This is a genomic window from Streptomyces sp. CB00455 (assembly GCF_001905445.1).
Classification (GTDB): Bacteria; Actinomycetota; Actinomycetes; order Streptomycetales; family Streptomycetaceae; genus Streptomyces.
Genome location: NZ_LIVQ01000001.1, coordinates 425,086 through 450,786 on the forward strand (window position 1 = coordinate 425,086; position 25,701 = coordinate 450,786).

The 25,701-nt window shown below is 72.7% G+C and carries 24 protein-coding genes and 1 pseudogene; 16 read left to right on the forward strand and 9 right to left on the reverse strand.

Going from position 1 to position 25,701, the window contains the following annotated elements; genetic code table 11:
- The first annotated feature begins 24 nt into the window (after positions 1-24).
- Positions 25-1,572 (forward strand): hypothetical protein, encoded by a 1,548-nt coding sequence (locus AMK16_RS01995; RefSeq protein WP_073907691.1) that lies wholly within the window; start codon positions 25-27, stop codon positions 1,570-1,572.
- A 60-nt stretch (positions 1,573-1,632) separates the two neighbouring features.
- On the opposite strand, the gene AMK16_RS02000 is transcribed toward AMK16_RS01995, so the two are convergent.
- On the reverse strand, positions 1,633-1,911 hold the full coding sequence (locus tag AMK16_RS02000) for a DUF5133 domain-containing protein (RefSeq protein ID WP_242438632.1): 279 nt from the start codon (positions 1,909-1,911) through the stop codon (positions 1,633-1,635).
- A gap of 230 nt (positions 1,912-2,141) precedes the next feature.
- Between AMK16_RS02000 and AMK16_RS02005 the strand changes: the two genes are divergently transcribed.
- Both AMK16_RS02005 and proP read left to right on the forward strand, forming a co-directional pair.
- On the forward strand, positions 2,142-4,070 hold the full coding sequence (locus AMK16_RS02005) for a peroxidase (protein WP_107417030.1): 1,929 nt from the start codon (positions 2,142-2,144) through the stop codon (positions 4,068-4,070).
- Positions 4,071-4,351: 281 nt separating this feature from the next.
- Positions 4,352-5,869, forward strand: a complete 1,518-nt coding sequence (gene proP, locus AMK16_RS02010; protein ID WP_073907699.1) for a glycine betaine/L-proline transporter ProP — start codon at positions 4,352-4,354, stop codon at positions 5,867-5,869.
- 156 nt (positions 5,870-6,025) lie between these two features.
- Here proP and AMK16_RS02015 read toward each other — a convergent pair whose 3' ends face one another.
- Entirely contained in the window at positions 6,026-6,238 is a 213-nt protein-coding gene (locus tag AMK16_RS02015; protein ID WP_073907702.1) for a CsbD family protein, read from the reverse strand.
- A 278-nt stretch (positions 6,239-6,516) separates the two neighbouring features.
- Between AMK16_RS02015 and AMK16_RS36515 the strand changes: the two genes are divergently transcribed.
- The 3 genes from AMK16_RS36515 to AMK16_RS02030 all read left to right on the forward strand — a co-directional run bounded on the left by AMK16_RS36515 (position 6,517) and on the right by AMK16_RS02030 (position 9,171).
- A complete protein-coding gene (locus tag AMK16_RS36515; protein ID WP_079191258.1) occupies positions 6,517-6,897 on the forward strand; it encodes a hypothetical protein in 381 nt (126 codons plus the stop codon).
- A gap of 75 nt (positions 6,898-6,972) precedes the next feature.
- Positions 6,973-7,362, forward strand: coding sequence for a TraR/DksA family transcriptional regulator (locus tag AMK16_RS02025; protein ID WP_073907704.1), 390 nt, complete (start codon positions 6,973-6,975; stop codon positions 7,360-7,362).
- A 396-nt stretch (positions 7,363-7,758) separates the two neighbouring features.
- Entirely contained in the window at positions 7,759-9,171 is a 1,413-nt protein-coding gene (locus AMK16_RS02030; RefSeq protein ID WP_073907707.1) for an AI-2E family transporter, read from the forward strand.
- Positions 9,172-9,298: 127 nt separating this feature from the next.
- Here the strand turns inward: AMK16_RS02030 and AMK16_RS02035 are convergent, their stop codons facing one another.
- Positions 9,299-9,775 carry a hypothetical protein gene (locus AMK16_RS02035; RefSeq protein WP_079191259.1) on the reverse strand — a complete coding sequence of 159 codons (477 nt, stop codon included), beginning with the start codon at positions 9,773-9,775 and terminating at the stop codon, positions 9,299-9,301.
- A 304-nt stretch (positions 9,776-10,079) separates the two neighbouring features.
- Here AMK16_RS02035 and AMK16_RS02040 point away from each other — a divergent pair, with 304 nt between their 5' ends.
- A complete protein-coding gene (locus tag AMK16_RS02040; protein ID WP_073907710.1) occupies positions 10,080-10,943 on the forward strand; it encodes a S1 family peptidase in 864 nt (287 codons plus the stop codon).
- Between the two features lie 142 nt (positions 10,944-11,085).
- On the opposite strand, the gene AMK16_RS02045 is transcribed toward AMK16_RS02040, so the two are convergent.
- On the reverse strand, positions 11,086-11,583 hold the full coding sequence (locus AMK16_RS02045; RefSeq protein WP_073907712.1) for a MarR family winged helix-turn-helix transcriptional regulator: 498 nt from the start codon (positions 11,581-11,583) through the stop codon (positions 11,086-11,088).
- 211 nt (positions 11,584-11,794) lie between these two features.
- Between AMK16_RS02045 and AMK16_RS02050 the strand changes: the two genes are divergently transcribed.
- A complete protein-coding gene (locus tag AMK16_RS02050; RefSeq protein WP_073910218.1) occupies positions 11,795-12,904 on the forward strand; it encodes a hypothetical protein in 1,110 nt (369 codons plus the stop codon).
- 216 nt (positions 12,905-13,120) lie between these two features.
- On the opposite strand, the gene AMK16_RS38010 is transcribed toward AMK16_RS02050, so the two are convergent.
- Both AMK16_RS38010 and AMK16_RS38465 read right to left on the reverse strand, forming a co-directional pair.
- Positions 13,121-13,486 carry a transglycosylase family protein gene (locus AMK16_RS38010; RefSeq protein ID WP_073907715.1) on the reverse strand — a complete coding sequence of 122 codons (366 nt, stop codon included), beginning with the start codon at positions 13,484-13,486 and terminating at the stop codon, positions 13,121-13,123.
- A gap of 197 nt (positions 13,487-13,683) precedes the next feature.
- Positions 13,684-13,862, reverse strand: a pseudogene (locus tag AMK16_RS38465) (NUDIX domain-containing protein); the annotation flags it as partial.
- A gap of 266 nt (positions 13,863-14,128) precedes the next feature.
- Here AMK16_RS38465 and AMK16_RS02065 point away from each other — a divergent pair.
- Positions 14,129-15,424: an FAD-dependent monooxygenase gene (locus tag AMK16_RS02065; RefSeq protein WP_073907718.1), complete on the forward strand. Its 1,296-nt coding sequence runs from the start codon at positions 14,129-14,131 to the stop codon at positions 15,422-15,424.
- A gap of 432 nt (positions 15,425-15,856) precedes the next feature.
- Positions 15,857-16,150 carry a hypothetical protein gene (locus AMK16_RS35670; RefSeq protein ID WP_143196778.1) on the forward strand — a complete coding sequence of 98 codons (294 nt, stop codon included), beginning with the start codon at positions 15,857-15,859 and terminating at the stop codon, positions 16,148-16,150.
- 318 nt (positions 16,151-16,468) lie between these two features.
- Here AMK16_RS35670 and AMK16_RS02075 read toward each other — a convergent pair whose 3' ends face one another.
- On the reverse strand, positions 16,469-16,852 hold the full coding sequence (locus tag AMK16_RS02075) for a hypothetical protein (RefSeq protein WP_073907728.1): 384 nt from the start codon (positions 16,850-16,852) through the stop codon (positions 16,469-16,471).
- 552 nt (positions 16,853-17,404) lie between these two features.
- Here AMK16_RS02075 and AMK16_RS02080 point away from each other — a divergent pair.
- The 3 genes from AMK16_RS02080 (at position 17,405) to AMK16_RS02090 (ending at position 22,909) form a co-directional block, all read left to right on the forward strand.
- On the forward strand, positions 17,405-18,442 hold the full coding sequence (locus AMK16_RS02080) for a terpene synthase family protein (RefSeq protein ID WP_073907731.1): 1,038 nt from the start codon (positions 17,405-17,407) through the stop codon (positions 18,440-18,442).
- Between the two features lie 14 nt (positions 18,443-18,456).
- Entirely contained in the window at positions 18,457-19,815 is a 1,359-nt protein-coding gene (locus tag AMK16_RS02085) for a cytochrome P450 (RefSeq protein ID WP_073907734.1), read from the forward strand.
- A 190-nt stretch (positions 19,816-20,005) separates the two neighbouring features.
- Positions 20,006-22,909, forward strand: a complete 2,904-nt coding sequence (locus AMK16_RS02090; protein ID WP_073907737.1) for an ATP-binding protein — start codon at positions 20,006-20,008, stop codon at positions 22,907-22,909.
- A 111-nt stretch (positions 22,910-23,020) separates the two neighbouring features.
- Here the strand turns inward: AMK16_RS02090 and AMK16_RS02095 are convergent, their stop codons facing one another.
- Entirely contained in the window at positions 23,021-23,389 is a 369-nt protein-coding gene (locus AMK16_RS02095; protein WP_073907739.1) for a PRC-barrel domain-containing protein, read from the reverse strand.
- 340 nt (positions 23,390-23,729) lie between these two features.
- On the opposite strand from AMK16_RS02095, the gene AMK16_RS02100 reads away from it, so the two are divergent.
- The 3 genes from AMK16_RS02100 (at position 23,730) to AMK16_RS02110 (ending at position 25,011) form a co-directional block, all read left to right on the forward strand.
- Positions 23,730-23,903, forward strand: a complete 174-nt coding sequence (locus AMK16_RS02100) for a CsbD family protein (protein ID WP_073907741.1) — start codon at positions 23,730-23,732, stop codon at positions 23,901-23,903.
- A 117-nt stretch (positions 23,904-24,020) separates the two neighbouring features.
- Positions 24,021-24,431, forward strand: a complete 411-nt coding sequence (locus tag AMK16_RS02105) for an ATP-binding protein (RefSeq protein ID WP_073910221.1) — start codon at positions 24,021-24,023, stop codon at positions 24,429-24,431.
- A gap of 130 nt (positions 24,432-24,561) precedes the next feature.
- Complete coding sequence (locus tag AMK16_RS02110) at positions 24,562-25,011, forward strand: SRPBCC family protein (RefSeq protein WP_073907744.1); 450 nt, start codon at positions 24,562-24,564, stop codon at positions 25,009-25,011.
- Positions 25,012-25,250: 239 nt separating this feature from the next.
- On the opposite strand, the gene AMK16_RS02115 is transcribed toward AMK16_RS02110, so the two are convergent.
- Positions 25,251-25,652 (reverse strand): hypothetical protein, encoded by a 402-nt coding sequence (locus AMK16_RS02115; RefSeq protein ID WP_073907746.1) that lies wholly within the window; start codon positions 25,650-25,652, stop codon positions 25,251-25,253.
- Positions 25,653-25,701: the final 49 nt, after the last annotated feature.

Here is a 25,701-nt window from a genome sequence, read left to right on the forward strand (position 1 = left end):
GGGAACTGACGTCGGGGGGCGCTGATGGGTCGGTCACTGAAGGTGGGGATACCGCTTCTCCTCGCGGGATTCGCACTGTGGTACGCCTCCTACGTCACCACGATCGTGGTGTGGGAACTGCGCAAGCTCCTGTCCTGGCTGGCCCTGCCGCTGCTGGTCGCGGGGCTCGTCGCCCTGCTGTGGCTGGTGGTGCGCTCGCTCCGCCGCGACCGGCGGGTACGGGACGGCGGGGGCATGGCGGTGGCCCTCGGCTGGCTCGGCGTCCTCCTCGGGCTGGGCCTCACGGTCTGCTGGCTGGTGTACGGCTCCTACCTCCAGGACCGCGCGTACATGGACGGCGTGCGCATCGTGAGCGACCCGGTGCCCGAGCTGACGGCCCGGGCGCCCTACGTGGTGGGCAAGGCCCAGGCCGCCCCGCACCTGGGTGATGTCACCGGCGAGATATCCGACATCACCTATCTGCCGGACTCGGACAGGTTCGCCACGCTGGTCGAACGGCGCGGCTGGCTGGCCGGGTACGAGGTGGGCCTGGTCCAGGACGTCCCGCTCGGCGGCAACGGACGCAGCCAGCAGCGCTGTGCGTTCGACGTGGACGTGGCGGACGCGCGCATCGGCGGCTGGTTCGGCCACAACCTCGGCCGGAAGATCTCCGCGCAGCGGCGCTGGGTCCGCTTCGAGCCCGGCGACGTCTATGTGACCTGCCGGGGGGACACTCCCGTCGTGGTCGTGCCGCTGAAGCGCCAGACCGGGATCCTGGTGGTGACCGAGCGGCCGGCCGGCCTCGCGCTCTACGACGGCCGCACCGGAAAGCTCACGATCACCGCGGACACCGCGGACACCGCGGACACCTCGTCGGTGCCCGGTCCGTCCTATCCGCTGAGCATCGCGGCCCGGCAGCGGGAGGCGACGGCCGCGGTCGGCGGCGTCGCCGACTGGTGGTTCGAGCGCAGCGGCTGGGACGCGTCGCAGGACGGCGCCAACGAGGGCAACGAGTCGGAATTCGCCCTCCAGTACCGCGACGGCAGCGGGCGCAGCGCGTACGTCACGCCCCTCACGCCGCAGGGGGAGGCCAGCTCGGTCGTGGCCGTGGCGACGGTGCCGACCCGGCACCGGGGTGGCGGGCTCGCCCCGATGACCGTTCACCGGCTCACTCCGACCTGGTCGTCGCCGAAGGCGATCGTCGCGTTGATCAAGGCCGAGTACCGGGACGTCTGCTGCTACAACGACGACCGGGTGTTCGAGGTGGTCCCGACCGGCGGCAGCACCTGGACGGCCACCGTCGGCAGCGAGCAGAACATCCGGTACCGGGTGGAGGGCAAGGGCCAGGTTGGCGGCCGTGAGGCGACCTGTCTCAAAGCCGCGGACGGGGCGCTCATCCGGTGTGCGTTCGCGGCGCCGGGCTCGGCGGAAGAGGCCGAGCTCATACGCAGGGAGCAGGAGAAACAGCAGGGCGGTGCGGGGGCGAAGCCGGGAGACGTCGGCGACCTCGGGGCGTACAGCTCCGAGCAGCTGGCCGAACTGGAGCGCCGCGTGTCCGAGGAGGTCGTGCGCCGTCTGAAGGGCGGCGGTTAGCGGCTGCGGCGTGACGCGGGCGCGCCCGGGACGGGGGTCCCGGGCGCGGGCGGGGTCACCTCAGGCAGCCAGGGTGCTGTCGTCGGCGTCCGTCGACGTCCGCGCGGCCAGACCCGGGTGCGGGCCCGGGGCCGGGGCCTTCGCCGCCGCCGACTGCTCCAGGTAGGCGTCGGCGGCCGCGAGCGCGTCACCGATCGACCGGGAACCGGTCGCCACGCACAGCGTGTACGTCACGTCGTCCAGTTCCTGCTCCCACTGCGGCCCGCTGTCCTGCGCCAGTGCGATGCGGGCGGTCGCGTACCTGGCGAGGAGCGTCCTGACGAACTGCGGATCCGGCATCAACACGAAACCAACCTTCCAGCGAGCCACCACGAATGTGTTGTCCGTATGCCCCGGTTGCGCAGTCTGATGCACGGGACATCAAAATCGGCGTCACACGGGTGCCCGGCGCACCGGCGCGCAGGGTGATGCTTCGTCACTTCTCCGGTGCGTCGGCTCGCTCGGGAGCGGCGCATCACCCAGGGTGATGATCACCGGAATCCCACCCGCCCCCGCCCCGGAGGACCCGTATGCCGTTCACCCGCCGGACCGTCGTACGGGCGGGGGCCTGTGCAGCGGCCGCGTTCGCCGCCGGCACCCCCGCGGCCGGGGCCACCGCCGCGGCCCCCGCCCCCGCGGTCGCGCAGACCGACCTCCCGCTGCGGACCGACACCACCACGCAGGGTGACATCCTCGCGGGCTTCCGCAAGGACCACGCGTGCCTGCTCCTCGTGCACTTCCACGACGTCGGCGGGGCCCGCGGCTGGCTCGGGCGGCTCCTGCCCGAACTCTCCACCACCGAGGAGGTCACGCGCTTCAACGCCAAGTTCAGCGCCGCCCGCAACCTCCGCAAGGGCGTCGACCCGACGACGATGTCCGTGCTGTGGACCGGTCTGAGCCTCACCCACGCCGGCCTGGGGACCCTCGCCCAGAAGGACCCGTTCCCGGCCGTCCCGGCCGGGAGCACCGCCGAGGCCTTCCGTGACGGGCCGGCGGCCCGCGCCGGACTGCTCGGTGACACGGGCTCCAGCGCCCCCGCCTCCTGGCTGTTCGGCACGGCCGAAGACGGGGTCCATGCCGTCCTGACCCTCGCCGCCGATGACGCCGGACGCCTCACGGAGGCCGTCGCCCGCCACCGGGAGGCCCTTGAGCGGGCGGGCGCGGAAGTGCTCTTCCGTCAGGACGGCGCGACCCTGCCAGGTGAGCTGCGCGGGCACGAGCACTTCGGCTTCCTCGACGCCATCAGCCAGCCCGGTGTGCGCGGTTTCGACGCACCCGACCCCGCGACCGGTACGACCGTGCAGGGCAGGCCCGGGACCCGGCTGGTGCCCGCCGGCGAGTTCCTCGTCGGACACGAGCGGGTCGGACAGCGTCCCGCCGCCCTGCCCGCCTGGGCCACCGGCGGTTCCTTCCATGTGGTGAGGCGCCTGGCGCAGGACGTCCCCGGGTGGTGGGACCAGGCCGGCGAGTGCCTCGCCGCGCTGAAGAAGTCGGGGGCGGCGCCGGCCGGCGCGGGCCCCGAGTGGCTCGCCGCCCGCATGGTGGGCCGGTGGCCGGGCGGCGCCCCGGTCGCCACCTGTCCGGCGGCCGAGCGCATTCCCGTGCCGGGTGAGGACGTCGACGGCCCCCTCGACTTCCACGACGACCTCCAGGGGTGGACCACCCCGCTGTTCGCGCACATCCGCAAGAGCAATCCGCGGGCCGGGCTGACGCCGGCGCCGGGGCGGCCGCCGGTACCCGCCGCCGAGATCGACTCGCGCCGCATCATCCGGCGCGGCATCCCCTTCGGGCCGCCCTACCGGCCCGGCGCCCGTCCGGCCGACCGGGGGCTGCTCTTCGTCAGCCACCAGGCGGATCTGGTCGGGCAGTTCGAGTTCATCGCCGCCCGCTGGAGCAACAACGCCGACTTCCCGCCCGGCCGGCACCCCCGGCCCGGTACCGACCCGGTGATCGGGTCGGGCTCGCCCGCCGCCTTCGAGTCGCCCTCCCCCGGCGGCAGTCGCGCCACCACCCTCGTCTTCGAGCGCTTCGTCCGCACCGAGGGCGCCGTGTACGCCTTCACCCCCTCGATCCCCACGCTGCGCGCCCTGGCCGCCGGGCACCTCGACAACGCCATCGAGGTCCACCCCGGCACCGTGCTGCGGGCCGGCGACACCCTGGACGCCGGGTCGGTGCGGCTGCGTTTCGACGCCGGCGGCGACCTGGTCCTCCAGGACGGTGACGGTCACACCCTGTGGAGCGCCGGCACCGCCGGCTCCGGCGCCGACGCCCGTTTCTCCGGTGACGGCGAACTCACCGTCCACCGGGCCGACGGCCGTACCCTCTGGTCCTCGAAGACCGGCGGCCGAAAAGGTGCCCGTCTCCTGGTCCGTCCTTCGGGCGACGCCGTCATCGTCCAGGACGGTCACACGCTCTGGCGGGTCCCCGGCCGGCGCCCCGGCGCCCCCGGAACGAGGTGACTGCGGCCCGACCCGGGCGAGTTGGGGGATCGGCCTCCGGTAGCGGTCCGACCAGCGGAAACGTTCCGCATGGACGGGGGACGGCCGGGTACGCGAGGCGCGCGGAGCCGTGTTCACCCTGTTGGATCCGCCGACAGGCTCCGCCGTGCCGGAGCCCTCACAATCGGAGACCGGCGACGTAGCGGGAACCAGCCAGAGAGGCCGACAGCATGGCAGGACCGTCACGGGCCCCCGGACCGGGGAGCAGGCCGCAGCGCAGCGGTCATCCGGCGACCGACCGGATGCTGCGCACCTTGCTGCGGCGCCGGAAGAAGACGCTCAGCAGCGAGGACGTGACCGTGGCCGACCGGCCACAGGTGCGCCGTGCGGTGACCGCCGCCGCGCTGGGCAACACCATGGAGTGGTTCGACTTCGGTGTGTACGCCTATCTCGCCGGAACGATGGGCAAGGTCTTCTTCCCGTCCAGCTCCCCCGGCGCGCAGGTCGTCTCCACCTTCGCCACCTTCGCCGCCGCGTTCCTGGTCCGCCCCTTGGGCGGCCTGGTCTTCGGGCCGCTCGGCGACCGCATCGGGCGGCAGAAGGTGCTGGCCGCGACCATGATCATGATGGCGGTGAGCACCTTCGCGGTCGGCTTCCTGCCCACGTACCACTCCGTCGGTTTCCTCGCCCCGCTGCTGCTCTTGCTCTGCCGTCTGGTCCAGGGCTTCTCGACGGGCGGTGAGTACGCGGGCGCCACCACCTACATCGCCGAGTACGCGCCGGACCGCCGGCGCGGCTTCCTCGGCAGCTGGCTCGACTTCGGCACCTTCGTCGGCTACGCCCTGGGCTCCGGCCTGGTCACCGTCCTGACCCTCGCCCTCGGCTCCCAGGGCCTGGAGGACTGGGGCTGGCGCATCCCCTTCTTCGTCGCGGGTCCGCTGGGTCTGATCGGGCTCTACATGCGCATGAAGCTGGAGGAGACGCCCGCCTTCAAGAAGGAGGCCGCTTACGCGGCCGCGGAGGGCGAGGAGGACGTCGACCCGGTCGACGCGGCCCGCGAGTCCGGCAAGGGGCGCCTGCGGGAGATCTTCACGCAGCACTGGCAGGCCGTTCTCATCTGCATGGGGCTGGTCCTGCTGTACAACGTCACGAACTACATGGTGACCTCGTACCTGCCGACGTACATGACCGTGACGCTGGGCGAGAGCGACACCACCGCGCAACTGCTGGTCCTCGGGACCATGCTGCTCGTGGTGCTCACCATCACCGCCGTCGGCCGGTCTTCGGACCGCTGGGGCCGCCGGCCGATGTTCCTCGCGGGCAGCGTCGCCCTGGTGGTGCTGGCGGTGCCGGCCTTCCTGCTGATCCGGGAGGGCGGGATCGTGCTGCCGGCCATCGGCTGCGTCGTCCTCGGCCTGCTGCTGGTCGTCTTCGCGGGGACGTCGGCTTCGACGCTCCCCGCGCTGTTCCCCACCCGGATCCGCTACGGCGCCCTGTCGATCGCCTTCAACATCTCCGTCTCGCTGTTCGGCGGCACCACCCCGCTGTTCACCTCGGCTCTGGTGGAGGCGACGGGCAATGACATGGTCCCGGCGTACTACCTGATGGTGGCCGGTGTCATCGGCTTCGTCTCGACGCTCTTCCTGCACGAGACCGCGGGCAAACCGCTGCGGGGCTCGGGCCCCATGGTCGAGACGGAGAGCGAGGCGGACCGGCTGGTGGCGGGGAGCCGCACGGCCGCCGGGCGCCAGGCCAGGGACGTCTGGATCCGGCTGCGGCACCCGTGGGCGCACCGCGGCCCGGGGGACCACGACAGCTGACGCGGCTGACGGCTGACGGCTGACGGCACATCGCTGACCGTTCCCCGCGCACCGCGCACATGCGTGTGGCGTGCGGCCCAGGGCCGCACGCCACGCGCATCACGTATGTGGTCCGCGGTGTGCCGGAGGCACTCCGCGGTCACACGGGGAGCCGGATCAGCGCTCCCCGTGACCGGTTCGGTCGTCGCGGGTGATCGAGTCCTTCATGCCGGCCGCGGTGTCCTTGGCGTTGCCGGCGGCTTCCTTCGCCTTGCCCTTGGCCTGGTCGGTTCGGCCTTCGGCCTTCATCCGCTCGTTCCCGGTGAGCTTGCCGACGGCCTCCTTGCCCTTGCCCTTGATCTTGTCCGCAGCGCCCTTGTTCTGGGCCATGGTGTTCGCCTTTCGTAGGGGGTCAGGCGTCCAAGTTCTCCCGGACCGCGGCCGTGCGCATCCCGGGTTGGTCCCAGTGGGCGACGGCGCCGACGGGGCGGCGGGGCGCGGGTACGCCAACGGACCGGTGGCCCGGCCCCGTTCCGGCCCGTCGGGCGGGCGGTGTGACGAGATGGCTTTGCGGGCGTTCGGGTGGTGGCGCGGGCTCGCCGGAACCGTCACCGGCGTTCCCCGGTTCTCCTGGGACGTCTAAGACACAGCGGACCTGGGAGGTTCTTGTGGAGTCCTGGCACCATTCCCCGTCGGCGATCACCGTTCCACGACTGACGGTCGACCCGTACCGCTTCCCCGGCGCCGAGACGCTGGAGCTGGATCCCCCGTTCTGCGACGGCCTGCCGTACGAACCCGCCGACGCCGACTGGCGGCTGCCCGCCGCCGGCGCACGGGGTGCGCAGGCCTCCTGGCCGGCGCCGGACGCCTCCCAGCGGCTCGCCTCGCCCCTCACCCCCTGGGACCGCAGGCGCCTGGACCTGCACGCGGCGCTGACCACGGCGGGCATCGCACCGCGCCCGGGCGACCTCGCGGCCATCGACGCGCTGTCCGTGCTCGACGACACCACCCACGCGGTCCTCACCCGGTGGATCACCGCAGGCCGCTGAGGACGGCTCGCCCTGCCGGACCCCGGGCACCCCGGCCGCGGGAATGCGTCTGCGGAAGACGGCGTTTGCGGACACATGAACGCTGCGCCCCGTTCTCCCTCACCTGCCGAGCTCCCGCGCGCAGCGGTCCGCGAGCGACTGGCCGCCGAGCGCGCCGGCACGCTCGGGCAGATCGAGGCGCTGCAGCGCGATTTCGACGGGATCGTCGCGGCGAACGCACTGGTCGCCGTCGACGACGAGCACGATCCGGACGGATCGAGCACCGCCTTCGAACGGGCCCACGTCGCCTCGCTGCTGGCGCGGGCACACGACCATCTGGACGCTCTCGACCGGGCACTGGAGCGGCTGGAGCAGGGCGGCTACGGGCTGTGCGAGCGGTGCGGCCGGCCGATCCCGGCAGAGCGCCTGGCGGTACGCCCGGCGGCCACCACCTGCGTGACCTGCGCCGCGGCCGGCCCCCGCTGACCGTTGCGGCGGGGAAGGCGCCGAGCCGGCCGGCTTCTCCGCCGGTCCTCCCCCACCGGGGCCGGCCCGGCATCGCGGCCTTCGGCCCGGCATCGAAGGGCGGCTTCGCGCGGTCGGCCCGGCCCGCCCCGCACCTGCCGGTGCGGCCCCCTCCCCACCCCGCCTGCTCCGCCGCCTCCCGTACCGCTGACGCGCCTTCCTGCCCGCTCGCCGTACGCGTGCGCCACCCGCGCGTACGGTGGCCGATCGAGGGCATCCGCACTGCGTGGCGCCGAGGGGCCGAAGGGCCGAGCGGCGTACCGGCGCCGTGCAGCGCTCCGGCGGGGGAAGTCCTGCGGGCGCGCGGTACCCGGCCGGTCGGACACGCAGTGCTGCAACGAGAAGAAGGAACCCGCGGTGAACCCACCCCGATCGCTTGACCCGCGCGGATGGCTCGGCCGCGCCAAGGAGGGCGTCGCCGGCCTGAGCGAGCGCCGGGCCCAGCTACACGCCCGTCAGGAAGCGGCGTACATCGAGGCGTGGGACGACGCCATCCACATCGAGGAGCAGCGCTCGGATCGGATCGCTGCGCGGGACGCGGCCGCCGCGGTGCCGTGGGGGGTGCGCGTGGCCGCCGAGGTGGGGTGGCGGCTGCTGGTGCTGGCCGCGACCGTCTGGGTGCTGATGCGCGTCATCGGCGCCGTGCGGCTCGTCGTCCTCGCCTTCGCCGTCGCCCTCCTGATCACCGCGCTCCTGCAGCCGACCGTCGCGCGGTTGCAGCGGCGCGGGCTGCCGCGCGGGCTCGCCACCGCGGTGACCGCGATCTGCGGGTTCGTCGTGCTCGGCCTGGCCGGGTGGTTCGTCGTCTGGCAGGTTCTGGACAATCTCGACAACCTGTCCGGACGCGTACAGGAAGGCATCGGCGAGCTGAAGCAATGGCTCGTCAACAGCCCGCTGCACGTCACGGAAGCGCAGATCAACGACATCGCCGACCGGCTGAGCAGCAGCATCGGGACGAGTACGAGCGAGATCACCTCGACCGGCCTGCAAGGCGTGACCGTACTGGTCGAGATCATGACCGGACTGCTGCTGGCCATGTTCTCCACGCTCTTCCTCCTCTACGACGGCAAGCGCATCTGGGAATGGACGCTCAAGCTGGTCCCGGCCGCAGCCCGGCCGAGCATGGCGGGCGCCGGCCCGCGCGCCTGGCGGACGCTCACCGCGTACGTCCGGGGCACCGTGCTCGTCGCCCTGATCGACGCCGTCTTCATCGGCGTGGGCATCTACTTCCTCGACGTCCCGCTCGCCGTCCCGATCGCGGTCGTGATCTTCCTGGCCTCCTTCGTGCCGCTGGTCGGCGCCGTCGCCTCGGGTGCGCTGGCGGTCGTCGTCGCCCTCGTCACCCAGGGGGTCTTCACCGCGCTGATGGCGCTGGTCATCGTCCTGGTGGTCCAGCAGATCGAGGGGCACGTGCTGCAGCCCTTCATCCTCGGCAGGGCCGTTCGGGTGCATCCGCTGGCCGTGGTCCTGGCCGTCGCCACGGGCGGCATCGTCGCGGGGATCGGCGGAGCGGTCGTGGCGGTACCGCTCGTCGCGGTGGGCAACACCGTGGTCGGATACCTGCGGGCACGCGTGGCATCGGGGCCGGCCGCTACGGCGCCCGGGCCCGTGCCCGTCACGGACGGCGGCGTCGATACCGATGCCGATGCCGATGCTGGTGCGGGCGCCGGTACGAGTGCTGGTACGGGCGCCGTTACGGGCGTCCCCGCCGACGGCGGTGGGGAGCCGGGCCCCCGGTCCGGCGGCGACGACCCGCAGTCGCGGCGCTGAGGCGTCCCCCTGGCAGCTCGCCGCCCGGGCACGCACCGAGCCGGTGGCGCCGTCCCCTCAGCGGGGCAGTGCCACCGGCTCGGTGCGTGCCCCGGCCGGACGGACGACCGGGGCGCGGCCACCCGCCCTACGAGGGCAGGGACAGCGACCAGCCCGCGACGTCCGCGAGGCGGCCGCGCCACAGGGCGAAGTGCATCGTCTGGTTGGCCGCTCCGGTCAGGAACGTGGCGTCCCGCAGGTGCACCCACCGGGGCAGCCGGTCCGCCGGGCCGGATCCCACGGCGCCGTCGACCGCCTCCCGGAGCAGCCGGGGCACCCGGGCCAGCGCCTCCGAACCCGGTCCGGGCAGGTCGCGCAGGCTGGTCTCCCACTCCTCCTCGTACGCCCTGCGGCTGATCACCTGGCCGTACAGGACTCCCCCGGGGATGTTCAGCGAGACCCCGAAGCGGGACTGGTGGGTCTCGTCGTCGTCGAGCATGCCGACCAGCATGCTCAGGTCGAGGTCGAGGTCGAGGCCGGAATCAGGGGCGGGAGCCGCCTCGGCCCCGTCCGGACGGACGGCGTCGTCCTGGTGGGCGGCCGCACGGGCTTCACGTTCAGGCATCTGGGCTTCTCTTTCGGCCTCGGCCGGCCGCGCGGAGCGCCGCCGGACGGCGGGTGGGGACGCGCACCGCCGGCGTGCCGCCGAATGCGCCGTATCACCGCCTACCCCGGCCCCACCCCCACAACCGACCCCCGCCGCGGGGCCACCCGGGTGCTCGTGTCGGGGTCGGGTGGCGGTGAACCGCCCTGTCCGGTTGTTCGGCGCACCGAAGATCGGGCACACGCGGGCAAGACCGGGACACGGCCCGGTCCGCGGTCGTGGACGAGCGACTCGACCGGCCCCGGCCTACGCTAAGGACACCCTCATGCCTCATTCGACCCAGCGGTCCGCCCCGTCCCACAGGGCCCGCCGCCTCCGTCCCCGAGGGCGCTGGGCCGCCGGTGCGGTGGCGGTCGGCGCGGCGGTCGTCCTGTGCGCCACGGGTCTGAGCGGAAGCGCGCAGGCGATCGTGGGAGGGCGGGAGGCGACCGGGAAGTACCCCTTCATGGTGTCGATCCCCATGACCTTCGACGAGACCGCGTCCGACGGCGTGTGCGGCGGCGCCCTCGTCGCCCCGCAGTGGGTCGTCACCGCCGCCCACTGCGCGCAGGAGAAGGACCCCTCCCGTCCGACCGGGACGGTACGGATCGGCAGCGACCGGCGGCACTCCGGCGGAGCGGTGCGCACCATCGTCGAGAAGGTGGTCCACCCGGGCTACGTCGTCAAGGGCGACAAGCGCGGCTTCGACGACATCGCGCTGCTGCGCCTGGACCGGCCCGTCGGTCGCCGCCAGCCGATCCGCATCGCCGACCGCGACCCCGAGGTCGGCGCCCCGACGCGCATCATCGGCTTCGGAACCACGGTCGACGCCTCCACGCCGGCCGGATGGAAGTTCCCCGAGCGCCTGCGCCAGCTCGATACCCGCAGGGCTCCGGCCGGCCAGTGCCTCGACATCGACGCCAAGGGCGAGCTGTGCACGCGGAGCCGGGTCCCGGGCGCGATGGCGTGCAGCGGCGACTCGGGCAGCCCGCAGATCCAGCGCGTCGGCGGGCGCTGGCAGCTCGTCGGCACCACGTCCGGCGACGGGGACTACGCGGTCGATCCGAAGTGCTCCGGGGGGACCGGCATCTGGACCTCGGTCCCCGCCCACAAGGAGTGGATCGGCAAGACACTGGCCGCGCACCACTGACCTCCGACCGGCGCCGCTCCCGACCCGAGCCGGCACCCCGGCACCCCCGGCACCCCGCACCCCGCACCCCGCACCCCGGCACCCGGTATCGGCACCGGGACCGGACTGGCACCCGTATCGGTCCGGGCCCCGGCCCGGACCGTCAGTGCTCCGCGCGGGCGTCCCCGTCGGCGGGCGGCGGCCCGCTCTCGTTGTAGCGCAGCAGACAGGCCGCGAAGCGCTCCAGGTCCTCGCCGGACCAGTCGGCGAGCCGCTCCTCGAACATCGCGCGGCGGTTGCGCGTCGCGCCCGCCAGGGTCTCGGTACCGGCGGGCGTGAGGGTGAGCACGTGGACGCGCTGGTCCTCGGGGTCGGGGTGTCGCTCGACCAGACCCGCCCGCTCCAGCACGGCGACCTGCCGGCTGACCGTCGACTTGTCCAGGGCGTAGTGCGCGGCCAGGTCGGTGGCCCGGCAGCCCTGACGCTCCTCCAGGTGGCTGAGCAGGGTGAAGGACACCAGTGACAGCTCGGGATGCATCCGGGCCGCGGTCGCCCTGGCCCGGCGCGCGAAGGTCGTCATCTCGCGCTGGATCGTTTCGACGGCCGCCTCGCGGTCGGCCCCGGGCGGCCGCTGTCCTCCGGCGGGGTTCTTCGCGGTCATGTCCCACCTCCCATTTAAGTGTATGATACAACTGAATATGAAGTTGTATTTGCCAACGATTGTCGCCGAGCAGGGCCCGCCCGCCGCGGGCGACCCGCCGACCAGGAGGTTCCCCCGCATGTCCGGTAGTACATCCGCGAGCCACCGCGCCCACGGCACGGAGCCGCACGGTCCGGTGGGCCACGTCGCGGGCGGCAGCGCAGTCGCCGGCCTGCGCGACCCGGCGCTGCGCCACGTCCTCGCCCACCTGCTGACCCCGCTGCTGATGTGCCTGGGCATGGGTCTCGCCTACATGGGCGCCTTCGTACACCCGCAGCCGCGCCACCTGCCCGTCGCCGTCGTCGCCGAGGGTCCGCAGGCCAAGGCCTTCGCCCAGACCGTCAAGGACGAAGCGGGCAGCCGACTGGACGTCCGCACCCTCGCCCAGCGCTCGGCGGCCGTCGAAGCGGTCAGGCACCGCAGCGTCACGGCCGCCTACGTGCCGAGCGACTCCGCGCCCGAGCTGATCGTGGCCACGGCCGCGTCCGACACGGGCGCCACGGTGGCGGAGAAGATCTTCACGCCGGTCGCCGCCGGACAGGGCGCACCGCTGAAGGTGACCGACGTGGTGGGCACGGTCGAGGACGACCCGACCGGCCAGGGACTGTTCTTCCTGCTGGTGGCGGTGAGCATCGGCTCGTACGCCTCGGTGGCCGTCCTCGGCGGCGCCGGCGCCGCGCTGCGCATGCGCACCCGGTCCCTGCTCGTGGTGGCCGTCTCCGGTGTCGTCAGCGCCATCAGCGCACTGCTCGCCGGCCCCGTCTTCCACCTCGCCCATCACGACCTGGCCGGGATCTGGGGGCTGAGCTGGCTCTACTCCGCGGGCATCCTCTTCATCGGGGTCGCACTGCACACCTTCCTGAAGCGGTGGACCACGCTGGCCATGATGGTGCTGTTCGTGATGCTCAACTTCACCAGCTCCGGCGGTCTGTTCCGCCCCGAGCTGCAGAACGGCTTCTTCGGCTCCCTGCACGCCTTCTGGAACGGCGCGGGTTTCCTGGAGGGCATGCGCAGCCTGCTGTACTTCGGCCGGGACGGGATGGGCCACCAGGTGTGGACCCTGGTCCTGTGGCTGCTGGCCGGCCTCGTGGTGACCGCCGCCGCGGCCCGGGCCGAACGCCGCCGCGCGGTCGTACGGACCACCGGTGCGCAGCCGGCCACCGCCCCCGGTACCGCCTGCCCCCGCCCTCCGGCTCCCGTGGCGCAGGAGCGGGGCGCGGACCGCGATCGGGCCGCGGATGCCGAGGCGGAGGAGGAGATGGAAGAGGCGGTCGCCGTCTGACCCTGCCGCCGTCGCGGGCCTCGCCGGACACCCGATCCGCGGGTGCCGGAGGACCGGGGCCGCACCCGCCCGTCTTCCGGGCGGGTGCGGCCCCGGTCCGCGCTCGTCGCCGGGGGGTGCCTCGCCGATCGCCCCGGGCCGGCCTGACCGGCAGGCAGGACACCGCCTAGTGCTGTGGCCGGGAAGATTTGCCGGGCGGCGGTGTCCGGCACGGCACTAGCGGCGTCTCGCGCACGTCCAGGCGCCCATGCCCTGCATCGAGGCCAGCCTCCTGGCCGTCCTGATCTGCTGTTGCTTCGTGGCGAGGTCAGCGCGCCTGGCGTACCTGCGGCCTCCCGCAGCTCTCCAGCTCGACTGGGTGAACTGCAGGCCGCCGTAGTGGCCGTTGCCCGTGTTCGCGTGCCAGTTGCCCCCCGACTCACACCGGGCGATGGCGTCCCAGTCCGCGCGCGGTTTGGAATGGAGCTCGGCGGCATGGGCCCCGGAGGCGTTGAACAGTACGACGGGCAAGGTGACCGCTGCGAGGAGCAGCGCCCTGACGGCGGTCTTTCCGGTGCGGCGGCTGTCCTGGTGACGAGACATCAGTACTCCTTCGCTGTGCGAGCGGGGCCGCCTTGGACAGCGGGCGGCCCCGCGCACGGCCGTCCGGCCGTGCGGCCAGCACAGCACGCACCTGCGTGCGCGCACGACGCCTGCCGACCGGCGAAGGGGAAACGCCACCCGAACGGAGGCGTCCCGGTCCCGCATATATGCGCCGGAAACCGGACGTTCGGGTGACGTCAGCGCCTCCGGTCGCCGTGCGGGGTCCGGAAGGGGCCCTCCAGGGCAGCCCATTGCAGCAACATGATGGTCTTGGCGTCCACGATGGACCCGTCCCGGATCATCCCGAGCGCTTCGGAGAAGGTCAGTTCGACGACGGTGATGTCTCGCCCTCCTCGGCGATCCCGCCGCCCCCGGAGGCGGCGACCGGCCCGACTCCCGGTGGGTCTCACCGGCCGCACAGCACGGCATCGGCGGCATGCAGGCGCACGGCGACGGCTTCGAGGTGCGCACCGGCGAGGCGATCGGTCCCGTACCGGACCGCCGCGGGCAGCAGGCCGGTGGGCCGGGATCCGGACGGAATCGTACGGACCGGGCGCCCGGGCCCACCGGGTTCAGTAGCGTGATCCGCCCCAGGACGGCGGGGGCGCGGCGAGCGGCGGCGCGCCCCGACAGGAGGCGGTCATGCAGGGCGGAACGGTCGCGGTGGTCGGCGGGAGCATCGCGGGCTGTGCCTTCGCCACGGCGCTCGCGCGGGCGGGCGCCGGCGAGGTCGTGGTGCTGGAGCGTACGCGCGGGAGACTCGCCGACCGCGGCGTGGGGCTGTGCGTCAACGACGAACGGGCCGTCGAACTCGCCGCGAGCGGGGCGCTGCCCGCGGGTATCGCGGCGCACCGGCTGGAGCGGCGGCGCTGGGTGGTCCGGGACCCCGGCGGGGCAGGCGGGGCAGGCGGGCGGCTGATCTGGGAGCAGCCGTTCCCGTTCCACTCCTATCACTGGGGCCTGCTCTGGCGGGGGCTGCGCGAGGCGGTCCCCCCTGGCGTGGTCTACCGGCAAGGGGAGGCGGTGACGGGCGTCGCGAGGACCGGGACCCCGGCTCCCGGTGCGGGGGCCGGTGCCGGGGCCGGTGCGGCGTTCGCGACCACGGCGGGCGCCCGCGGCGAAGGCGCCGAGGTCCGGCTCGCGAGCGGCGCGGTGGAGCGGTACGACCTGGTGGTCGGCGCGGACGGCTACCGGTCCGTCGTGCGCGCCGCCGTCTGCCCCGAGTCCCGGCCGCACTTCGCGGGGTACGTCTGCTGGCGCGGGAACTTCGACGCGGCGCGGCTCGCCGAACTCGGCGGCGCGGCGGACCCGGTGCCGGAGGCGGTGACCACCGTCTGCTTCCCCGGGGGCACCTGCGTCATCTATCACATTCCGGGCCCGGAGGGTCTCCGGGTGAACTGGGTGCTCTACGCGGCGCCGCCCCAGGACGGGCGGTTGCGCTTCGACGACCCCACGAGCTTCCCGCCGGGCGCCCTGACCCCGGAACTGGCCGCGCAGCTGGGTGCGTTGCTGGAACGGGAGTTCCCGCCGTACTGGGGGCGGGCGCTGGCGCTCACGGATCCGGCGGACACCTTCGTCCAGCCCATCTACGACCTGGAAGCCGCGCGCACCACGGCGGGCCGTCTGCTGCTGGCCGGGGACGCGGCCAGCGTCGTACGGCCGCACAACACGAGCGGCGCCGCCAAGGCCCTCCAGGATGCGACCGCCCTCGCCGACGGCTGGCGCCGCTCCGGCTCCTTCGACGAACTGGTACGCCGCTACCAGCGCGCCCGGGGACCGGCCGGCCGGGAGCTCGTCGCCCTGGCCCGCAGGCTCGGCCGGGCCCAGGTCGAGCGGACGCCGGACTGGGCCGCCATGAACGCCCGCCAGATGGCGGCGTGGTGGCAGGAGCAGCTGGCCGGGGCGCCCGGCATCGGCGGCCAGGCCATGGCTCCGTGACCCGGCGCCCCGGGCCGGCGCCGCCGCCCGCACCCGGCCGGACACTCCACGGTCCCCCGGGAGGGTGGCGGACGAGCGGATCGTCCCCCGGCACGGTGACAGGCGCCCGCGTGTCGGTGTGAGCCCGGCCTCACGGGGGAAGCCAGCGGTGGCCGGTGGCGAGGTGTCCACCGCCGGCACCACCGGAACGACCGAAGGAAGTGTGCGATGCGCAGGTCCGTGCGTAGTGCCGTGATGGCGGCCGCCGTGACCGCCGTGGGCGTGGCGGCTCTGACCGGGTGCGCCCAGAAGGAGCCCGCGCAGCCGGAGCCGGTTTCGGCACGGTCGGTGGCGACGCCTTCCGCGGCGCCCCCCGCGTCGTCGTCACCCCCGGCGTCGCAGTCGCCCCCGGCGCCGGCGCGGCCCCCGGGGGCCGCACGGAAGACGGCCGCGGTGCTGCCGCCGCAGATGCCGACCCCGCACGCCGAGCCCAGCGGGAGCCGGGCCCCGGGGAAGCCCGCGGTCAAGCTGACGAATGATCCGGGGGCCGCCTCCCGGGAGTTGCGGCGACTGCGCACCACCGGGTGGTGGAACCCGAACAAGATCGAGTACGCCGACGACGCGGTGATCGCACTGGGGCAGTTCAAGCGGTGGCTGGACAAGGACTACGTGGCCCCCGGGGGCGGGTGGAGCGCCAAGGGCGAGGCCGCCGTGAAACGCGCCAACCAGGGCGGCGCCCCGCTGTGACCCCCCGGCCGGAACCGGCCGGCATCGCACCGGCCGCCGCCGCCCCGACCGGCGCCGTCCCGGCTGTCGCCCCGGCCGGCCCCGTCCCGGCCCCCGTCGGAGCGTTCCTGGGCGCGCTCCTTGCCCCCGGTCCCTGCCGACGCCGGTGCCTCGCGAGCGGCTCCCGCCGCGCCGGCGCCTGCGGGCCCAGGTAGACCACGGTCGTCACGGCGTCGGCCGGCACGACATCCCTCATCGGCCACGCAGGCGGTCGGTCACGGTCGGCCCGGACGGCGGCTGACTCCCCCCGGCGCCACGCCGGGGGCGCCGCCCGGTGCGTCACCGGGGCCGGTGGACCTGGCGGGGCCAGGGTGGCGACGGGGGCCGACCGGGTTGCACGGGAAGGGTGTTGTCCACGACCGCCCAGCCCCTGCCGCCGTCGGGGGCGGCGAGCTCGATCAGGCGGTGATCGAGGTGACCTGTGATCATGACTGCCATGAGGGAGAGGTACTCCCGTTGCAGGGCCGGGGCCAGCTCACGCTCCCCGGGCACCTCCAGTACGGCTTCGTGGCCATCGCCCAGCAGGGCGCAAGTCGTCTGGACCGCGCGGATGAGCACCTCGAACTCCTCTGCGTCCAGGCGCGCCCGCAGGACCTCCAGGTAGGAGCCGAGGACATCGGGCTGCCGGCCCTCCTCCGGCTCGGCCGGATGGTGCTCGCTCATGCGCCCACCCCTCCCCCCGGACGGCCGTACCCTCTCGCAGTGTAGGCAGCGCCCGCGACCTCCACGGCGTTCTTCGGCCACGGTCCGCGCGGCCCGGCGGCGCCCGCTGCGGTCCGCCCGCCCCGGACACGTGCGTTCCAGGCGCCCGCACAACTGGCCGGAAGCGGTCTACGGTCGGGCACGCCGGTTCAAGCGCCCTGACGGCACGGGGAGGGGAATCCGCTCCCCCGGACACCACCGGGCCGGCCTCCGCTGAGCCGAGTATGCCGATCGCATATTCAAAAATGAATACACTTTCGGTACTTTCGGGATGAATTCATCATCTCCTCTCACCCTACGTTGACAGCCCGCTGCGCCCTGAGAGTTAATTACTTCACGGGTGGCCGGATGTGGTCGCCCGCAGGCGCGATCCGGTCGCTCCGCGACCGGATCGGTTCGACCACCGCAGCCTGTCGCCGTGGGGGTGCAGAGCAGAGAGGTGTCCGCGTCGCGACATCAGAGATTGCGCATTGGGCGGGTATCAGCCAATCAGACTCTTTTACGGGGGGATCAATGACCCAGCTCAATTCTTTCTCCGTTCCCGATTTCCACCTTCCGTTCGGGAATTCGAAGCACCCGCAGGCCGCACGCGCCAATGCCGACGCCACGTCCTGGGTGGTGCGCCACGAACTCGTCACCGATGCCGTGGACCAGTTCGCGGGCATCGGTTTCGGCCATCTCGCGGGCCGCGTGAGCGGCGACGTGCCGTACGAGACGGTCGTCCTGCTCGCCGAGTGGATGGCCTGGTCCTTCGTCCTGGACGACCAGCACGACCACCTCATCAGGACGGGTGAGCTCGAAGCCTGGCGGCCCGTCGCGGGCGCGATCACCGAATACCTGGAGACCGGCAGGACCACCCAGGCACCCGGCCGCCGCAATCCCCTGGTGTGCGGATTCATCGACCTCTGCGACCGCATCCTGGCCGGCATGTCCGAGGGGACCGCGGCCCGCTACCGGGCCCACGTACCGCTCATGCTGGGCTCATTGGACCAGGAGGCGGGCAATCGCGGAACCGGGGGCCTGCCCTCGGTCCAGGACTACATCCTGATGCGCCGCCACAGTTCCCAGCTGTTGCCGATGATGGACATGGTGGAGGCCGGCCTGGGCATCGACCTGCCGCAGCGCATCCACGACCTTCCCGGCTTCCAGTCGCTGATCGCGAGTGCGGTGGACGTCATCTCCTGGGGCAATGACGTCTTCTCCCTGCCGAAGGAACACTCCTGCGGGGACAACAACAACCTCGTCTCTCTCATCTCCCTCCGGGAGGGGCGCTCACTGCCCGAGGCGGTCCGGGCGGTCGAGACGCGCATCCAGACCCGCATCGAGGAGTACCTGGCCGACGAGGAGCGCCTGTTCCTGGCCCTGGACGCCGACCCGGCCACGGACCCGGCCCTGCGCGCGGCGGTTTCCCGCTGCGTGCGGAGCTACGAGGACTGGATGATCGGCGCGGACCTTTGGCAGCGTTACGAGTGCACGCGGTACAGCGACGAACGGTTCGCTGCCGGGCTGGAGTCTGCGTACACCCGCCCGGGCCTGGTCTCGGTGGCATGACAGGGAGTCGGTCCATGGCGCATGTGGTGAATTCCGGCCCTGCGGTCGACGCCCCCGTCGCACCGGGGCGGTTACCGCTCCTGGGCCACGTGCTGCAGTTGTGGCGGCAGCCGATCGGTTTCCTGGAGTCCTTGCGGGAGTACGGCGGGGTCGTGCGGCTCGACATCGGCACGTGGCCCGTCCACGTCCTCACGAGCCCCGAGCACGTCCACGCCGTACTGGTCGGCCAGGCCCAGCAGTTCGGCCGCGGCAGGGTCTTCGACCGGCTGCGGCCCATGTTCGGCAACGGCATCGTGACGACCGACGGCGAGTTCCACCGCAAGCAGCGGCGGATGATCCAGCCGGCCTTCCACCGCGGCCACATAGCCGAGTACGCCGAGGTGATGTGCCGGCAGGCCGAGTCGATGTCCGCGTCGTGGACGGCCGGCCGCGAGGTCTCGATGGTCAACGAGACCCGCCAGTACGCGCTGTCCTCGGTCGCGGAGATGATCTTCTCGGGGGACCTGAGCCGGCCCGCCGTCGCGGAGGTGCACCGCTCGCTGCCGATCGTGCTGGAAGGCATGCTCGTGCGGGCGGTCATGCCCAAGTCCCTGGACCGGCTGCCCATCGGGCTGAACCGCCGGTTCGACGAGGCCGCCGCGCGGTTGCGCCGGATCATCGACCAGGTGATCGCCCAGTACCCGGCGCAGGAGGGCGCCGGGGAGCGGCACGACCTGCTCTCCCTGCTGCTGTCCAGCGTGGACGCCGACACGGGCGCGAGGATGAGCCCCGAGCAGGTGCGGGACGAGGTGATCGCCATCATGTTCGCCGGGACGGAGACCTCGGCGACGACCCTGGCCTGGATATTCCACGAACTGGGGCGCCACCCCGGGGTGGAGGAGCGCCTGCACGCCGAGGTGGACGCGGTGGTGGGTCCCCGTTCGGTCCAGCCCTCCGACCTGCCGAAGCTGACGTACACGCACCACGTCTTCCAGGAGGCACTGCGCCTGCACTCGCCGCTGCTCTTCACGCGGCGGGCGCTGGCGCCCCTCACCCTGGGCGGCGTCGCGATCCCGGCCGGAGCCGAAGTGGCCTACAGTCCCTACGCGTTGCACCGGGACCCCGCGCTCTTCCGCGACCCCATGGCATTCGATCCGGACCGCTGGCAGGAGGATGCGAAGGACCGGCCGCGGGACCACCGCTACGTCCCCTTCGGGGCGGGCCAGCACAAGTGCATCGGAGACTCGTTCGCGGTGGCGGAGATCCTGACCGCGGTGGCGACCGTCGCGTCCCGGTGGCGCCTGACCCCTGCGCCGGGCGTCACCGTCCGCGAGGTTCCCGCCGGCATACCCCAGCCCAGCGAGCTCCCCATGATTCCCGTGGCCCGGCATTGACGGACATCCGCGCGATCCCGCTCATTTCCGGGCGGGTTCGCGCCAATCCTCTGGAATCACTACGCAATTGAGTCAGCCGAGGGTACAGCATTGTCCCCGTACGAGTGGCGAGCTGCCGGAATAATAACTTTAAGCAGCAATATCTCGCCCCTGAGCCGTACACTCGGCCGCACGCGCAGGAGGGGGCAAGATGTCACATGTCACGGAACCGAGAGGGTGGGCTTCACCTCTCCCTCTCGAACGGGAATCCGAAATTCTCGCGATCCACCGCGCGGTGGACGATCTCCACGGCGCCGCCGACACCAGCGCGGCCACCCGCCGCGGAGGCGTGCTGACCTTCGCGGGGTCGGCCGGCATCGGCAAGACCACTCTGCTGGCCGAAGCCCGCCGGTACGCCGGCGAACGAAGTTGCACCGTCCTGTTCGCCCGCGGCGGCGAGCAGGAGAAGCAGGTGCCGTTCCACGTGATGCGCCAGCTCATCCAGCCGTCGTTCGCCGCCATGAGCGAGGACGAGCGGCGTGAGGTCCTCGGTGCCTGGTACGGGATCGTCGCCCCGGCGCTCGGCCTGACCGCCGCCCCGGACGGCGCGGCGGCACCCGACCCCCAGGGCGTGCGGGACGGCCTGGACTGGGTCGTCACGCATTTAACCGTGCGCAGCTCCCCCGTGGTCCTGGTCCTCGACGACGCGCACTGGGCGGACGCGGAGTCCCTGGCGTGGCTGACCGCTTTCGCGGCGCGCGCCGAGGAACTGGGCATGCTGATCATGGTGGCGTGCCGTCCTGACGAGATCCCCGCCGACGCCGGCTCCCTGCGCGCCCTGATGGGGCGCCAGGGAACGCGCCCGTACGAACTGGCGCCGCTCACCACCAGCGCGGTCGCCCGCATCGTGCGCGACACCATGGGCGAGAGCGCGGACGACGTGTTCTGCCGGGAGTGCTGGGCCATCACCGGCGGAAACCCCTTCGAGGTCGTCGAGCTGGCGCTCAAGGGACGCGCCCGCGGTCTCACGCCGCACCAGGAGAACATCCCGCAGCTTCGGGATCTGGCCTCCGCCGTCAAGGGCAGCGGCCTCATCGACCGTCTCGAACAGCTCGGGCCCTCGACGGTGCGGCTCGCCTGGGCGGCCGCCGTCCTCGGCACCGCCGTCCCGCTCGGCATCGTCAGTGGCGTCGCCGCGCTCGGTGAGGCCCAGGCCGCCGACGCCATCGACCAGCTCCGCAGCGCCCGCATCCTGACCGTCCTCACCAGCGTGCGGCGCAAGGAGGTCGTGGAGTTCTTCCACCCGCTCATCGCCACCGCCGTCTACCGCTCGATCCCGCCCGGGGTCCGCGTCGCCATGCACGGCATGGCCGCGCAGGCGCTGGTCGACGACGGCCAGGGGTCCGCGGCCGCCGCCCGCCACCTGCTGGAGATGCACCCCGACGGCGATCCCTGGGTCGTGCAGCAACTGCGCCAGGCGGCCCGCGAGAGCTTCTCCGCCGGAGCTCCCGACGCGGCACGGCGCTACCTGGCGCGGGCGCTGCGCGAACCTCCGGACGTGGAGGACCGGGCCGAGGTGCTGTTCGAACTCGGCTCCGCCAACCTCCTGCACGACCCCGCGACCACCATCAACCAGCTGCGCACCGCGCTGGAGGAGCCCAAGACCGAACAGGGCCTGCGCGAGGCGATCACCTACCGGCTCGCGCAGGCCCTCGCCCACACGGGTCAGCTCGCGGAGGCGGCCGGGCTGCTGGCCGACGAGGCGCGCAGTGCCACGAGCTCCCGGACCCGGCTGCGCATGCAGGCCGAGCAGTTCAAGTGGAACTCCGTCCGCGTCGACGAGGAGAACTCGCCCGCGCGCTCGCGGCTCCTGGCCCAGTTCGCCAAGCGGCTCGCCGGGCGCGGGCTGGCGGAGCGTCACATCCTGGGCCTGCGGGCCTGGGACGCCGCCATGCGCGGTGAGCCGGCCGCCATCGCCGTGGACTACGCGGAGCAGGCGATGGACGGGGGCATGAGCTGGACGGACCAGGACTTCGGGTTCGAGGTGCCGGCCGTCGTGGCCGTCACCCTGATGTACTGCGACCAGCCGGGCCGCGCCGAGGAGCTGTTCAACAGCGGCATCGTCGAGTTCGAGGCGAAGGGCTGGCGCGGATCGCACCTGTCGTTCGTCTACACCTTGCTGGGTTACGTCCGCTATCGGCGCGGGCGGCTCGCCGAGGCCGAGGACTTCGTACGCAACGGCCTGCAGATCGCCGACCGCATCGGGCAGGGCATCCCGGCGCAGCAGTACGCGATCGGCACCCTCATCGAGACGCTGATCGCGCGGGGCGATGTCGCCGAGGCCAGGAAGGTGGCCCGGACCTACAAGTGGGGTGACGGTTTCCCGAACGCGGTCGTCTACCCCGACCCCCAGGCCGTGTGGGGCAAGCTGCTCCTGGCCCAGGGCAGGATCGAGGATGCCGAGCGGAACCTCACGGAGGCGGGGAAGCGTCTGGACCTGCGCGGTACGCGCAACCCGTCGTGGAGCCCCTGGCAGCTCGATCTGGCTCTCGCGCAGGCCACGCACGACACCGAGCAGGCCCGCGCGACCGCTTCCGAAGCCCTGGCACGTGCCCGCGCGTTCGGGGCGTCGAGCGTGATCGGGCACGCCCTGCGCGTCGCCGCGGCGACGGTGTCGGATCCCTCCCGGGCGGCCGTGCTCCTCCAGGAGGCGGTGGACCGTCTCGAACAGTCGCCTGCCGCCTTCGAGCTCGCGCACGCACTCGTCGACCTCGGCACGGTCCTGCACACGGTGGGTGATCCGCACCAGGCGGCCCAGCAGCTCTACCGGGGCATGGAGACCGCGGCGGCGTGCGGCGCCGACGCGCTCGCGGGCCGCGCCCGTGCCCAGCTGGTGTCGGCCGGGCTGCGTCCCCGCCGGCTCCACACCTCCGAGCAGGACACGCTGACGGTCGCCGAGAGCGCGGTGGCGCGCCACGCCGCGCTGGGCCTCGACAACACGGCGATCGCCAGGGAGACGCACACCGACGCCCAAGTCGTCTCGGAGCTGTTGGCGGCGGTCTTCACGAAGCTGGGCACCGACCGGCTCGGACTGCGCAGGGCCCTCGGGCTCTGAGCGTTGGACGGCACGCGGACGGCACGCGGACGGCACGCGGACGGCACGCGGACGGCACGCGGCGAGGGCCGGCACCCCGTGGGTGCCGGCCCTCGCGCGTCGGACGGCGTATCAGGCGGGACGGCCGCCGAAGGGCGCGCCCGTGCCGTAGTACGTACCGACCTCGGCGTGGTAATCGGCATTGCCGAGGTGCTTGTCCCGGTCGAATTCGGGAGCGTCCTTGATCTGGTCCTTGGTGCGGTTGACGTAGATCTTCTTTTCCTCGGCGTCCACCTTCGTGACGGCGCCGGCGGGCAGGAGGACTTCCTTGCCGAAGATCCATACGCCGGTGTCGACGACCAGATAGGCGGAGCCCGCCTCGTCGGAGTGCTTGTCGACCTTGCCGATGGAGCCGTCGATCGCCTCGACCTTGTACCCGGTCAGGTCCGCACCCGCCAGGTGGCCCGCGGTGTCCTGGTAGCCCCACACATTGTCAGTCACGGAAGAACAGCTCCTTCACATAGCGATCAGTCGGCGGAATTCAGCGCCTTCTCATTGAAGCGAGACGTCATTGCCGTCAGGGGCCGTGTGCCCCGGCCCGACTTCTTCATGCATGCGTTCCGAACACGGCCGGTACCTGTCGCATCAGCGCCCGATACCGCCCCTCGGGCGGGCTACGGGGCGGGTCCGCCGCCGGACCGGCCTCCCCGTTCTGCACGTACGGATTATCCGATCGGGAATTTCCGGCGCCTACTGAAGAATTTCTGTTTACCGGGCGGCAGACGGGCCAGAAGGAGTTTCGTAAGGCGTTCCGTTCCAACAGCGCAGGGAGTGATCAGCTGTGTCGGGTGAGCAGAAGACCGAAGCCAAGACCGAGCAGGCCAAGGGCAAGCTCAAGGAAGCCGCGGGCAGCGTCGTCGGCAATGAGCGGCTGACCGCCGAGGGCCGCGCCGAGCAGGCCAAGGGCGACGCCCGCGAGGCCAAGGAAAAGGTCAAGGACACCTTCAAGCACTGACCTGCCAGGGCTCCGGGGGCGGCACCAGCCAACAGGGGTGCCGCCCCCGCCTGTGTCCACCCACAGCCCTCGCACACCACAGGACCACCAAGGACATCACCGGACGGGGTGAGCACGATGCAGCAGACCCAAACACCCGAACACCACGAAAGCCGGCCCGCGGAGGTCACGTACCGGCCGCAGCGGGTCGCGCAGGCGCGCCAGGCGGCCTCCCAGTTCCTGGCGCGCCTGCACCCCTCGCTGTCCGCATCCGCCGCTCAGGACGTGGTGTTGCTGGTTTCCGAGCTGGTGACCAATGCCATCCGCCACGCGGGCGGGGTCACGGCGATGGTCCTGCGGGCACGGCCGGACTCCATCGAGGTCGTCGTCGAGGACCCCAGCCCCGTGGCTCCGCAGGACCGCTCCCCCGACCTCACCGGCCGGACGGGCGGCTTCGGCTGGCCCATGGTGCGCCGGCTGGCCCGGGCGGTGGCCGTGCAGCGGGGGCCCGGGGGCGGCAAGGTCATCGTGGCCTGCGTGGCCCGGTGAACATCCCGGGCGGGGTAATGGCCGGGGACACAGTGGGCAGCCGCGTTCCGAGGGGCACTCAGGAACGCGCCCCCCGCGCCGGCGGTTCGGCGGCGCGGTCACAAGACGGCAAGAGGAAGAGGTTGGTTTCATGTCGCAGGTCGAAGAATCCGTAGAGGTCGACGTTCCCGTCCGCACCGCCTATGACCAGTGGACGCAGTTCGAGACCTTCCCGCACTTCATGGACGGGGTCGAGCGGATCACGCAGATCAACGACACCCTGACCCACTGGAAGACCAAGGTCTCCGGGGTCGAGCGGGAGTTCGACGCCGAGATCACCGAGCAGATCCCCGACGAGCGCGTCGCGTGGAGCACCGTCGGCGGCGAGGCCAAGCAGGCCGGGGTGGTCACCTTCCACCGTTTGGCGGACACCCGGACGAAGGTCATGCTGCAGATGGACTTCGACCCGGACGGCTTCGCGGAGAACCTCGGCGACAAGCTCGGTTTCGTGAAGCGCCAGGTCAGCGGCGACCTGAAGCGCTTCAAGGAGTACATCGAATCCCGCGGCAGCGAGACCGGCGCATGGCGCGGTCAGCTCTGACGCGCGGCATACGGGTCCCTCCGGCTGGCGCCGGAGCACCGCGGACGCCAAGATGACACCGTGGGACGGAGACCTCCCGGCGCTGCCGGGACCGGTCCCCTCCCTTCCGGGACCAGGGCCCGGCCGGATACCCCCCCCATCCGGCCGGGCCCTGCCCGTGCCCGCCCTGTAGCGAACGTGAGCGGCGGCCCTCCCGTGGTTCCTGCGGGAGGGCCGCCGCTGCCGCGCGTGGTGCCGGTTCAGCCGACGTGGCGCCAGTGACTGACGTCAACGGCTCCGTCCTCGGCTCCGATGTGGGCGTACATGGCGAGGTGCTCGGGTGAGAGGAAGACGTCCTTCTTCTCCTCGAAGAACGTCTCGTCGTACCAGGAGACGTTGAACAGGACGCTGCCGCCGCCCTGGCTGCTGCGCTCCACCCAGGTGCGCTGCCAGTCGTAGGGGCCGGAGGTCTCGGCGGCGAGGCGTTCGTCCGATGCGCGCAGCGCCGCGACGCAGCGCTCCAGTGCCTCGTCGGAGCTGAGCTTGATCTCGCAGTGGGATTCCGCGATCACCACGCGGTCCCCGCGCCGGCCGGGGGTGGAGTCCCCGAGGAGGACGAGCTCCCTGACTACGGGCTGTTCGGGCAGGACCGAGATGGCCATACCGTTCCTTCCGTGTCGAGACGTTCCGCACACACCATCAAGATCGAAA